At 53.2% G+C, this 12,403-nt stretch carries 8 protein-coding genes and 2 tRNA genes; 3 read left to right on the top strand and 7 right to left on the bottom strand.

Going from position 1 to position 12,403, the window contains the following annotated elements:
• Positions 1 to 6: 6 nt before the first annotated feature.
• From TERTU_RS08375 to TERTU_RS08350, 6 genes are all read right to left on the bottom strand, one after another.
• Positions 7 to 612 (bottom strand): transglycosylase SLT domain-containing protein, encoded by a 606-nt coding sequence (locus TERTU_RS08375; protein WP_015818460.1) that lies wholly within the window; start codon positions 610 to 612, stop codon positions 7 to 9.
• Between the two features lies 1 nt (position 613).
• On the bottom strand, positions 614 to 2,644 hold the full coding sequence (gene ligA, locus TERTU_RS08370) for an NAD-dependent DNA ligase LigA (protein ID WP_015819249.1): 2,031 nt from the start codon (positions 2,642 to 2,644) through the stop codon (positions 614 to 616).
• Between the two features lie 128 nt (positions 2,645 to 2,772).
• Positions 2,773 to 3,753, bottom strand: a complete 981-nt coding sequence (gene zipA / locus TERTU_RS08365; RefSeq protein WP_015818137.1) for a cell division protein ZipA — start codon at positions 3,751 to 3,753, stop codon at positions 2,773 to 2,775.
• Between the two features lie 66 nt (positions 3,754 to 3,819).
• Entirely contained in the window at positions 3,820 to 7,320 is a 3,501-nt protein-coding gene (gene smc, locus TERTU_RS08360) for a chromosome segregation protein SMC (RefSeq protein WP_015817675.1), read from the bottom strand.
• Between the two features lie 173 nt (positions 7,321 to 7,493).
• A complete protein-coding gene (gene ccmI, locus TERTU_RS08355; protein ID WP_015817702.1) occupies positions 7,494 to 8,762 on the bottom strand; it encodes a c-type cytochrome biogenesis protein CcmI in 1,269 nt (422 codons plus the stop codon).
• Positions 8,763 to 8,809: 47 nt separating this feature from the next.
• Entirely contained in the window at positions 8,810 to 9,292 is a 483-nt protein-coding gene (locus TERTU_RS08350) for a cytochrome c-type biogenesis protein (RefSeq protein ID WP_015817215.1), read from the bottom strand.
• Positions 9,293 to 9,511: 219 nt separating this feature from the next.
• Between TERTU_RS08350 and TERTU_RS08345 the strand changes: the two genes are divergently transcribed.
• The 3 genes from TERTU_RS08345 (at position 9,512) to TERTU_RS08335 (ending at position 11,044) form a co-directional block, all read left to right on the top strand.
• Positions 9,512 to 9,587 (top strand) — tRNA-Val (locus tag TERTU_RS08345).
• 29 nt (positions 9,588 to 9,616) lie between these two features.
• Positions 9,617 to 9,693 (top strand) — tRNA-Asp (locus TERTU_RS08340).
• 433 nt (positions 9,694 to 10,126) lie between these two features.
• The gene (locus tag TERTU_RS08335) at positions 10,127 to 11,044 is read left to right on the top strand and encodes a substrate-binding periplasmic protein (RefSeq protein ID WP_019601681.1); all 918 of its coding nucleotides are present in this window, start codon (positions 10,127 to 10,129) and stop codon (positions 11,042 to 11,044) included.
• Between the two features lie 25 nt (positions 11,045 to 11,069).
• Here TERTU_RS08335 and TERTU_RS08330 read toward each other — a convergent pair whose 3' ends face one another.
• The gene (locus TERTU_RS08330) at positions 11,070 to 12,395 is read right to left on the bottom strand and encodes a polyhydroxyalkanoate depolymerase (protein ID WP_015818111.1); all 1,326 of its coding nucleotides are present in this window, start codon (positions 12,393 to 12,395) and stop codon (positions 11,070 to 11,072) included.
• Positions 12,396 to 12,403 lie beyond the last annotated feature (8 nt).

The raw sequence follows: 12,403 nt of genomic DNA, 5'->3' as shown, positions 1-12,403 counted from the left end.
AGTGGCTCAAAACGGCCACCAGGAATTCAGCCGATCTTCGCACTTATTCAATTGCGCCTGGTAGCGCGCAGCGCGAGAACTTACTTTCTTAGCGGTCGCTTTGAGCCAGGCTTTGCTGTTAAACGTGCCGCGCGCGAACCCCCCGTGGCCTTCGTGATAGGCCAGGTAGAGGCGGTAGGTGTCGCTCGGCTTGATCTTAAGGGTTTTCACGCTCAAATTGTTGTACCAGGCGATGAAATCGATAGCATCATCAAAATCATTGCGATCAGCGCCCCAGTGCGGCGCTTTCGACTTATACCAATCCCAGGTTTCATCCTTTGCCTGGGCATAGCCGTAGGCACTGCTTTTTCGCGGCCCGGGGATAAACCCCAGAATCTTTTTACGCGGCGGCTTGGCGGTGTTTTTGAACCCGCTCTCCTGGTACATAATTGCCATGTTCGTGGCTATTGGCACTCGCCATTTTTTAGTGGCTTTTTTTGCATCTTTGTACCAGCCATTTTTTTCATCGAAGATATGGCAGATATTATCCACGTGCCGAGGCGGTGCGCTGGCGCAACCAGCCAATACGAGCGCACAGAAGATAAACAGGGAGAGTTTCACCGCGCGCCCCATTTTAGAAAGAATCGAGCAGCGCAACAAAAGCGGCTTCGTCGAGCACCTCAATACCCAGACTTTCCGCTTTCGCCAACTTGGAACCGGCACCAGGCCCGGCGACGACACAATCCGTTTTTTTAGATACACTCCCAGTCACCTTGGCCCCCAGTGCCAGTAATTTTTCTTTCGCTTCATCGCGCGACAGTGTTTCCAGCGTACCCGTCAGCACGTAGGTTTTGCCATCTAACGGCAAACTTTCCGCGGCGACAGGAGCACTCTCTGGCCAGTGCACGCCAGCCTCTTGCAAAAGCGCAATTTGCGCGCGGTTACCCTGCTGCTGGAAAAAATCAAAGATGTGATGGGCGACGATTGGCCCCACATCATCCACAGCTACCAGCGCCTCTTGGTCCGCGTCCATCAGGTTTTTCAGCATACCAAAATGCTGTGCGATGTTTCGAGCCGTCGCCTGGCCCACTTCTCGAATACCCAGCGCAAACAGAAACCGGGGCAAGGTGGTCGATTTACTTTTTTCGATGGCATCGATGACATTTTGTGCAGACTTGTCACCCATTCGCTCCATGTTAGCCAGTACCTCGTGTTCCAAGCGATAGATGTCTGCGATATGCTCGATATGACCAAGCCCCACGAGCTGCTCTACCAGTTTATCGCCGAGCCCTTCAATATCCATCGCGGTGCGACTGACAAAGTGCTTGATCGCTTCTTTACGCTGCGCGGCACACACTAACCCGCCGGTACAGCGCGCAACTGCCTCACCTTCCAGCACTTCCACTTGCGAGCCACACACTGGGCAGTTTGCAGGAAAGACAATCTCCTTTGCGTGTTGCGGACGTGCAGACAAGACTACTGAGACGATTTGTGGAATAACGTCCCCAGCCCGGCGCACGACCACCTGGTCGCCAATTTTTACCCCCAGGCGCTCAATCTCATCCCGATTGTGCAGGGTCGCATTGGATACGGTTACGCCACCGACAAAAACAGGCTCAAGCCTCGCCACCGGGGTTACCGCGCCAGTCCTGCCCACCTGGAACTCGACGTCGTTAAGCACGGTCATTTCTTCTTGCGCGGGAAATTTGTGCGCGATCGCCCATCGTGGCGCTCGGGATACAAAACCGAGCCGGTTTTGTAGGCCATAGTCGTTCACTTTGAAGACGATGCCGTCAATGTCGTAGCCAAGGTCCGCTCGTTTCTCGCCCAAATCGCGATAATAAGCTAAACATCCGCCAGCCCCGTGCGCCAGGGCACGCTCGCCAGCAACCACAAAACCCAGCTTTTCCAGCAGATCCAAAGTGCCGAAGTGCGTCGGCGGAAGCTCGCCCTCTACGTAGCCGACACTATACGCAAAGAATACCAGCGGCCGCTTGGCGGTGATCGAAGGATCTAATTGTCGCAGCGCGCCAGCAGCGGCATTGCGCGGATTAACAAACAACCTGTCACCGCGTTCCTGCGCGGCTGCGTTGAGCTTGGCAAACCCAGCGCGCGGCATAACAACTTCGCCCCGTACTTCAAACACCGCCGGAACATTGTCTCCGCTCAATTTAAGCGGCACCGAGCCGATGGTCCTTACGTTCTGAGTAATATCTTCACCGGTCGCGCCATCACCTCGTGTAGCGCCACGTTGCAAACGCCCATCGCGATACAACAGGCTTACGGCAATGCCGTCGAACTTGGGTTCACAGGCATATTCAAGCTCCGCATCCGAGGCTAAACGGTCTTGGATACGCTTTTCAAACGCCCGCATATCCTCATCACTGAAAGCGTTGTCCAGCGATAGCATGGGCACTTCGTGCTGCACGGATGAAAAACCTTTGAGCGGCTCTGCACCGACGCGTTGGGTCGGCGAATCTGCGGTTTCCAGCTGCGGAAACTCCGCTTCCAGCGTTTTCAGTTCGTGGAACAGACGATCGTACTCGGCGTCCGGAATTTCCGGCTCATCGAGCAAATAGTACTGTCGGTTGTGGTGATTAAGGAGCTGGTGCAACTCATTGCAACGCCGCATTACGGCTTCGGAGGGGACCTGACTATCTGCCATGGGTGTTTAAACCGGTATCCAGGTTTTGTGATAAAACCATCTTACTAAAGTATCGGCTGGCGGCTGATACAGGATTAACTGCCAGCGGCGCACAGCCATAAAATAAGGAGTAAGCCGCGCGGGCCAACCTAGGCTCGCGCGAGTTTGCGCTTGCGTTCGTATTCGACTACCCGCTGACGCGCGTGTTCGATAGTCTGCTGCGTCATTACGCTGCGATTCTCGTCTTTGAGCTCACCATCCAGAGCCGCCGCGAGCGCTTTGGCGGTGCCAGCCATGGTGTCGAAAGCACGGATACTTAAGCCGTCCAGCTCATCGTCATCCAAGGTGTCGTCGGGTATGGGGAGACTCAGAAACAGGCTGACACCGGGCGTCTGGAAATCCGCCATGGCCGATAAATTAAACGTACCCGGTACCACCATATTCGCCAGGCTGAATAGAATCGGGCCATCACCATGCTCGCGCAAATGGCGGTGAAAAATATCCATCGCGCCCAGCTTCATATCTGCGGACATCAACGCCGCCAGCAACGACTGCCCGTCGAACCTGGTCCCCGTTTTGGCCATAACGTTAATAATCAGCACCTCGTCCGGCGCTCGCGCCGCCTCCTGATCATCGTCTGGCATTGCCTTCTCGGCGCGTTTTGTCTTTTTCTTTGCAGTTGGCTCAGGCTCTGATATATGCGGTCGCTCCTCGGCTTCTACCGAGTCATCCAGGTTGGCAAGATCACCGAGTTGCGGTTCCAGCGGCTCGTTCTCGTCGTCCTCTGGGGAATCCACCGGGTCCATCAACATCGGAACATGCTCGTCCAGATTAAGCGTGACTTGCTCAGGAATCCTGTTGGGTGCCCCCACAGTGGTTTTCTTCTCCCGGTGCTTGCGCTTCAGTGTTTCAGTAATCGATTGCGCATCGCCTTCATCGCGATACCCAACCACCCTGGGCCCGCCGCCTGGGAACTCACTGGAGCTCTCCCGCACGTCTTCTTTGTCTGCCAGTGCCGCGTTTTTGGAAAGCCTTATGCTCTCACGGCGCGCCTGTCGCATACGGCGAAAAGCATCGAGTGTGATACCCGCAATTAAAAGAATAATAATGACGGTCAACCAATCCCGCATTCGGATCATCTTCCTCTTAACAAGTCATTCGTTAAATTATACCCCGGCGATCTGGTTACGACAGTGTTACACCGCCGCCAGTTCAGCCGCTTCCTCAACATCCACTGTCACCATGCGTGATACACCCGGCTCGTGCATCGTCACCCCCATTAGCTGATGCGCCATTTCCATCGCAATTTTATTGTGGGTGATATAGATAAACTGCACCTGACTCGACATTTCTTCCACCATGCGGGCATAGCGCCCCACGTTAGCGTCATCGAGCGGCGCATCCACTTCATCCAGCATACAGAAAGGCGCTGGATTTAAGCGGAATATGGAGAACACAAGAGCGATGGCTGTGAGCGCTTTCTCACCACCGGACAACAAGTGGATGGTACTGTTTTTCTTGCCTGGCGGCCGCGCCATGATTGCGATACCCGTATCGAGCATATCCTCACCGGTGAGTTCCAGGTAGGCGTGTCCGCCACCAAATACTTTGGGAAACAGCTCCTGCAACCCGCTGTTAATCTGATCGAATGTCTCCTTGAAGCGGGTTCGGGTTTCGCGATCGATTTTCTTGATCGCATTTTCGAGCGTTTCCAAGGCTTCCCGCAAATCCTCGTTCTGAGCGTCCAGGTAGGTTTTGCGTTCAGATTCCGTTTTATATTCGTCGATAGCGGCCAAGTTGATGGGGCCAAGACGACTGATACGGTTGCCTATTTTACCCAGCTCCTCCTCCAGATCAGGAATGGTGTCCCCTTCCTGAAGGTTCTCGAGCAACGCCTCCAGATCAAATTCCATTTCAGTGAGCTGCTGCACCAAGCCCTGTTGCTGAACTTGCAGTGTTTGCGCTTCGAGTCGCGCTGATTCCAGACTTGTGCGCAATTCACCGATGTGCCCCTCAAATGCGTGCCGGGCTTTCTCGGCTTCTCGCAGCTCGCCTTCCACCTGCTCTACCGCACGGCGGGATTCGCCCATTTCAGCCTCAACAGCGATACGCTTTTCGAGATACGCTTCCAACTCCAGCTTCTGCTCTTCAACTGGCTCACGAGTTTCTTCCAAAGCCATTCGCAGCGTTTCGCGGCGTTCCAGCATCCGGGCCATCTGGTCTTGCAACCGCTGAATACCCTGTCGGGTCGCCTCTACCTGTGTTTTCAATGACTGATGGCGCATCGCCAGCTCGTGCGAGCGGTCTTTATCGTGACGCGCTTTCTGACGTGCACTATCCAGACGCCCCCGGATATCGTCGCGCCGACGCAACAGGGTTTCGCGTTTTTCCGTATCTTCCTCCATGGCGAGAATCGCTTCTTGCAACAGCGTGCGTGCATCTACCAGGTTCGCACCTTCGGCATCCATCTGGGTGCGCGCATCCTGAATATCCCGTTGCGCACGCTGACGCCCTTCGAGCACCTGCTCGACCTTGGCTTTTTTACCGCCAAGTGCCGTTTTTAATTCAGTGAACTTGCGGTTTTGCTGATCGACATCCTTACGCAATGTCTCCCGTTTTTCTTCCGCATTGCGCAGCTGCTCCCGACTTTGTTCCAGGCCATCGGTCACCTCCTCAAGCTGAGACTCGAGAATTCCAATATGCTCTGCCAGCGACTCCAGTTCCTGCTGTCTGGCAATCACACCGGCGGCGCCATCGGTATCCTTCGCGACTTTTACCCAGTTGCTGCCCAACCAGATCCCATCGCGCGTTACAACCGACTCACCGGCAGTAAGCTGGGAGCGTTTTGCCAGTGCTGCAGCCAGGTCGTCAGCGGCATAAATACCGGCCAGCAAGCCGTTCAGACTTACTGCTGAGCTGACCTTGCCAGCCAGATCACCAGTGCCGACAGGCACTGATACTGAGCTATCGAGCAGCACCAGCTCGCCTTTGCTAAATTGCGCCAGGGAGTCGGAGAGGCTGTCCAGAGAACGTTGCGCACAAACCGCCTGCAGAGATGCTCCGAGCACGGTTTCGACAGCCGTTTCCCAGCCGGGCTCGACTTCCAGACTTTCACCCAAACGCTGTAAGCCGTTAAGTTGATGGCTTTCCAGCCAGGCCGTGGTTTCACCGTCGCTATCTGTCAGTGCAGCTTGCTGTAGGGTCTCCAGGGAGGCGTGGCGTCCACGCGCCGCCTGCAATTCTGAGCGCAGCTGATCCCTTTGCTCGGTAAAACTGTGCTGGGCGTCGCGCGCAGTCGTAACGGTTTCGGAGACGGTTTCCAACTCGAGCTTGCTGTCTTCAATGGTCAGCTCCAGCGTCGCCAGTTCTTCATCCATCATCTCGATTTCTTCGCGGGAATCGCCAATATCGAGGTTGTCGCGCTCTTTTTCGAGCCGCTCTATTCTTTCTAACAGTCGCGTTTGCACCTGCTCCAGGTATTTAATGCGCGATTGCTGGACTTCGGCCTGCTGACGCGGCGCAGCAGCATGCTGGTTAAACTGATCCCACTCCAGCTGCCACTCCTGCATGGCCTCTTCCGCCTCAGCCAGAATATTGGCCGACTCCTCTTCGTTGAGCTGAATATCTTCGAGTTCCGGCTGAATCTCCAACAACTCGGCTTCCCAACCTTCCGCTTTTGCTGCATCGGCTGCCAGGTGCTCTTCCGCTTCCTGGCAATCGCGGTTGTTTTGCTCGATATCGACCTGTAATTGCCTGTCGCGCTCTTCGGCGTGCTTGATGGTTTGTTCGACACGGGTTATATCGGAGCCGATAGCGTAAAATCGGCCCTGAATTTCGCTAAAGGCATCACTCTTCTCAGTAAACGCTTCGCGAAACTTTTCAATTGACGAATCGACACGAACCTGTTCCGTCACCTGGGCTTCAACCTTCAACTCCAGCTCGCGTATCTGCCCGCTTTTGGTGTCGGCCTTGTCATGGAGATTCTGGTATTTGCGCGCTTGCAGCCGGGCTTTTACCTGCCTTTCTTCTTCTTTGTATTCGGTATATTTTTCTGCGGCTTGCGCCTGACGCTGCAAGCGGGATAATTGCCTATCTAACTCTTCGCGTATATCGGTTAATCGCTCGAGATTTTCGTGAGTACGCCGCATGCGATTTTCGGTGTCGCGGCGACGCTCTTTATACTTGGATATACCGGCCGCTTCTTCTACGTAAATCCGTAATTCTTCTGGTTTTGCCTCGATAAGACGCGAAATCATGCCCTGCTCGATGATCGCGTAACTGCGGGGACCCAGGCCTGTGCCAAGGAAAATATCGGTGATATCACGACGACGACATTTATTGCCGTTCAAATAGTAGAAATTCTGGCTCTCGCGGGTAACTTTACGCTTAACCGATATTTCGTTATAGCCGGCAAATTCACCGCGAATGGTGCCATCGCTGTTGTCAAAAACCAGCTCGATAGACGCCTGCCCCACGGGTTTACGGCTGCCAGAACCGTTAAAAATAACGTCTGTCATCGCCTCACCACGCAGGTTTTTCGCCGATGACTCCCCCATAACCCAGCGCACAGCGTCGATAATATTCGACTTACCACAGCCGTTCGGGCCCACCACCGCACACAGGTTGCTCGGGAAGGTCACCGTGGTGGGGTCGACAAAGGATTTAAACCCGGCCAGTTTGATACATTTCAGACGCATAACGTTAGGAAACCTGCAAAAACTCGAAAGACGCTCGTCATTCAGCGAGGAAAACGGACGATTCTACACAGTTAACAGTGTGGAAGCATTAGCAAGATAGGAATTTTTAACGCCAACAGTGCCCGACTTTCTCTTTTAATTTCGGGCACTTAGAAGGCAAAGTGACAGTAAAATCAGGGAATCTGCTCGCTAATTTTCAGCACCACGGCATTTTTTTGCTCTGCAACAATTATAGGCCCTTCGCTGGCTTGCCAATCGCCGGACTGCGGAATCGCACTACCAGAACCGGTGATACGCGCCACTATTTCCACTTGCGGAAAACTGCTGAGATCCATTCCCGGTGCCATCGCTGCAGATTTATCCAACACAATTTGGATAGGCAGGTCTGCCACAGTTAGCTTTTTGATCGCTAGGGGCATTTTCGGACCTTGCCAGGCTCGCGCATAGATAAAGACCTGATCCTCAGGTGAGGGACTAACAACATTGTCGTCGAAGCTGACTGACACGGTAATTTTGGGGTCGACAACAGCTGCCTTGCCCGATTTGCGCGCTTTACCCCCAGACTTTTCCAGCGCCACCTGAGCCCGGGCGATACCGGAGGTTAGTGCTTTTGAAGCCGCGGATGCAGGGTCCAGCTGCTTCACCGCCAACGACCAGTGGTCGATTGCCTCCTGGTAAGCCCCGGATTGGAAAGCTTCCACCCCGGCGAGCCCCAGAGCCGTGGGCATGTTAGGGTTGAGTTGCAGTGCCAGTTGAGTATTTTTGCTAACCTCCGGCGTGATGGTATTGCCGGCGCGCATAAACAGTGCCTGGGCAAGCTCTGCAATAACCTGCGGCGCATTTGGCTCCAGCTCTAACACGCGTCGGTAGGCTCGCACAGCTTCGTCGTAATCGCCCAACTCGCCAGCAACAGCACCAAGCAAATACCAATTCTGACTATTATCTGGACGCGACTCCAGGCGATCCTGAAGCTCACCAATAAGCTCCTCACCTATAGCGTTGGCCTCTTCGATCGAACCACTGTTTACACGCGCCATCGCAAGACGGTAGATCTCCCAGTCAGTTTTCGCACCAACCATACTGTAGATACCCAACGCCAATAAGGGTACCGCCAGAACTAAAGCCAACACCGGCAAACGGCTGCGAAAACTCGCAATAATTGGCTTATCGGAATCAATAGCAATTGATTCATTATCTGCAACCAGGGTGCGCTCGAGATCGACTTTAAGCTCTTCCAGCTCAGATTCGCCTATTTCTCCCCGGGAATGAGTTTCCTCCAGATCTTTCACATGCTCCAAAAAAACATCTTGATTCACATCAGCACGCGCATCCTGCAACAGCTCTTTTTTCTTCTCACGACGTACAAAAACGGTCGGCCACAAGATAAATACGGCAGCCAAAGCGCTCAGCGCCAAAAAACCCTGCCAAAATGCTATTTCCACGAAATTCCCCTATTTCCCCAACTCACTTATTATTCCGACAGCTGTCATTATTGCGGATCATGCCCGCGTTGCGTCGCATCTTCTTCAGAATAGTCTTCAACAGCATACGGCTCAGGGTTCTCAACTGCCGCAGCCAGCTTTCGTCGCTGAAACACTGTGAACAGAAAAACACCCAAACCGACGATTACCATGGCTAAAGGCCCCCACCATAACACGAGCGTGTTTTTCTGCATTGGCGGGCGATACAGCACAAAATCGCCGTAGCGATTGACCATATATTCCTTTATCTGTTCATTAGATTGACCCTCGCCGACCATCCGTGCAACTTGGTTGCGCAGGTCTACAGCAATTTCCGAGTTTGAATCAGAGAGATTTTGATTCTGGCATTTCGGACACCGTAGCTCGTGCACCAACCCTTGATAGCGGGCCAGCTCCTGCTCACTGTCAAATTCAACAGCGCCGATGGACGCCAGCACTTTAGCGCTTAACGCCAGACAAACAACAACGCACAGAGAAAACAGATTTTTCACGGGGTGCCCCTTATTAAGGTTTCTATACCTTTATAGTCAATTTATGCGGCGCGATTATACCAATGCAGCTACAAGTTTAAGCAAACTCATCGGCAAGACTCAGCATTCCCCCGCCAGCCGGTCAGCAGGCTGCTAAGCATCGCGCCATCGAACCAACATAAAAATGTCAAAAAAACTATTGACCGCCATTAAAGAATCATTACAATGGCGACCTCTTTCGGGTGGTTAGCTCAGTTGGGAGAGCGACGGCCTTACAAGCCGTAGGTCACAGGTTCGACCCCTGTACCACCCACCAAATTCTCAAGCTCTGCTGGAGAATACTGCGGCCCGGTAGTTCAGTTGGTTAGAATGCCGGCCTGTCACGCCGGAGGTCGAGGGTTCAAGTCCCTTCCGGGTCGCCACATACAAAAAAGCCCCGCTCGCAAGAGTGGGGCTTTTTTGTATGTGCTATTTTTGTAGGGCTGACTCAATACGCAGGGTTCACTAAATTGCCAACGCGCAATTTTACGACCTTTAGTCGCGCCTTCCCGTAACAGAAAGGGTGAGCGCCGCAGGCGCGAATCAGCTCCCTTCCGTCCACACCCAATATCCGGTCTAGATCGCACGAATGAAGCGGGCGGATAACGCTCTCGCGTGCTCGACCGCGCATCGCTATTCCCGCGATTTAACGCTACACCGCAAGAGCTGGCTGCTACATTCCTTTATAGCCGTCATCAAACAATGTCCACACTCACATTTTCCTTCGTTGATTGACCCTTAGAAACTTACGTGCCAAGATGGTTAAAAGCCCGGCGTTCCCTGCGATACGCGGGAGAGCAAGAACGGAATTATCACATGTCTATCAAGGGTTTAGTTCACGCATCCATCACTCGAACGGCTGGCGCGATGCTTGTGCTGGCTCTCAGCCTGCCAAGTCATTCGGCCACAACTCTCGCGCAATTTTGGGCTACCCCGATCAGCCCTGCGCGCGCCAGTTATGAAACTGCATTGGTTCAAGCCATTCTTGAAGCCACCAAAAGCCAGTACGGCCCTTACAAGCTCGAAGTAAAGTATTTGACGGTAAGCTTTGATCGTGGACGCCGCGCGGTAGCCCTGTCGGACGGCGTTAATTTTTTTGCAAACCCGCTCCAATTTAGCCACTTAGAGACGGACATCAACCTACAACTCATCGCCGAGCCGCTAATGGAGGGGTTGTTGGGCTATCGCAGATTGATTGTACGCAAGGAAGACCTGCAGGCGTTCACAGAGATCAGCGACTTTGCGTCCTTCGCAAAACTCCGTCCCGGACAGGTCACTGACTGGGCAGACAACGCCATATATCAGGAAAACCACTTGCCACTGGTTGAAGCAAGCTCTCTGGAAAATCTGTTCAATATGCTTGAGCGCAAGAGGTTCGACTATTTACCTTTAAGTATTGGTGAGGCACCCCACCTGATGAAAGGCTTAGTCGAAGCAGAAGAGAAGTTTGCGATAGTTCCAAACCTTGTGCTGTTCTACCCGTTTCCCGTTATGTTTCAGGTAAGCAAACAACACCCGGAACTGGTCACCAGGCTCACCCACGGATTAGAGCAGGTAAAAGCATCAGGGGAATACCAAACACTTTTGAAAACCCATTTCGCGAAGGAGCTGGATTTTTTAGCGAAAGGGGAATACAAGCTCATACACCTTTCAAACAAATCGGTAAAACAATTCGATTTGAATGAGCCGCGGTTGGCCAAGCCAACTATTTTTTATCGCTCCCCTCAACTGTAGAGAGGCAAACCACAAGTTCGCCTCTCTAAACGTGCTCGCCACTTTCGTGTGGGGCAAAAAACAAGAGTGGATTTTCCTTTTTAAAAGCGAGCTCTTCGCTGCGATTGAAGTGCGCGCGAATAAATTCCGCTATACGCGGCTGGATCTCGTTGCGGAATCGACTCCCACTAAATACACCATAGTGACCCACACCAGGCTGTACATAGTCGGTCTGCATGGATTGCGGAATATTCGGGCAAAGCGTGTGCGCGGCCTGGGTTTGCCCAATGCCGGAGATATCGTCTTTTTCACCTTCCACAGTCATCAACGCTACCTTTGTGATAGTCGCAGGATCAACCAAATGTCCCCTGTGGCGCAGAGTGCCCTTGGCCAGACAGTGATCCTGAAAGACTACCCGGATAGTTTGCAGGTAAAATTCCTCGGTTAAGTCCAGCACTGCCAAGTATTCGTCGTAAAACTCCCGGTGTTTATGCACGCTGTCGCAATCGCCTTCCACCAGGTGTTCGAAGTAGTTGCGATGCGCCATCACATGGCGCTCCTGGTTCATGGTTATAAAACCACTGAGCTGTAAAAAACCCGGGTATACCCGCCGCATGAAACCTTTATTAGGCCAGGGCACACTGTAGATCATATTGTCCCGAAACCAACCGTAGCTGCGTTCGAGTGCTACTTTGTTGGGTAGTGTCGGAGACTGGCGAGTGTCGATTGGCGAGCCCATAAAGGTCATGGATGCTGGCAGAAATTCGTTGTTTTCGGCCGACATCACCGCAACAGCCGCTAACACTGGCGGCCCAGGCTGGCAGATTCCAATCACATGTGTATCCGGGCCCAGAAGCTCGAACATCGCCATGATGTAGTCGATATAGTCGTTAAAATCAAAGCGCCCTTTACTTAATGGCACTTCGCGCGCATCAGCCCAATCGGTGACATAGACTTCGTGATCTGGCAAAAAAGCGTCGACGGTACGCCGCAACAGAGTCGCATAATGGCCAGACAATGGAGCGACCAGAAGAACGCGGGGGTCAGCCCACTTTTTGTTGTCGTAGGCTGCGCACATTTGCGAGGAATCTCGCTGAAAATGCAGTAAACGACAAAACGGCTGTTCCCATATTACGCGGGTGGATACATCAACGGTTTCACCATTGACGTCAGTTTTATAAAGCCCCCACTCGGGCTTTTCATAACGCCGGGTCGCCACTTCGAAGAGATCGCATGCGGCTGCCATTGTTCGTCCTGCCCAGGTGTAGGATGCAGGGTTGAGTGGGCTTTCGAGATAGCGCTTACTGGCACCGACGATCTCGCGCCAGGGAGCTAGCGCAGCGTGATTGACTTCGTAGGCGTGATATAACATAAACAACC

The organism is Teredinibacter turnerae T7901 (assembly GCF_000023025.1).
GTDB lineage: Bacteria > Pseudomonadota > Gammaproteobacteria > Pseudomonadales > Cellvibrionaceae > Teredinibacter > Teredinibacter turnerae_B.
This window is presented reverse-complemented; position numbering and strand designations above follow the sequence as displayed.

Coding starts and splice junctions, on each gene's coding strand:
- TERTU_RS08335 (WP_019601681.1), top strand. CDS start 10,127: ATGTCTATCAAGGGTTTAGTTCACGCATCCATCACTCGAACGGCTGGC.
- TERTU_RS08330 (WP_015818111.1), bottom strand. CDS start 12,395: ATGTTATATCACGCCTACGAAGTCAATCACGCTGCGCTAGCTCCCTGG.
- TERTU_RS08375 (WP_015818460.1), bottom strand. CDS start 612: ATGGGGCGCGCGGTGAAACTCTCCCTGTTTATCTTCTGTGCGCTCGTA.
- zipA (WP_015818137.1), bottom strand. CDS start 3,753: ATGCGGGATTGGTTGACCGTCATTATTATTCTTTTAATTGCGGGTATC.
- smc (WP_015817675.1), bottom strand. CDS start 7,320: ATGCGTCTGAAATGTATCAAACTGGCCGGGTTTAAATCCTTTGTCGAC.
- ligA (WP_015819249.1), bottom strand. CDS start 2,644: ATGGCAGATAGTCAGGTCCCCTCCGAAGCCGTAATGCGGCGTTGCAAT.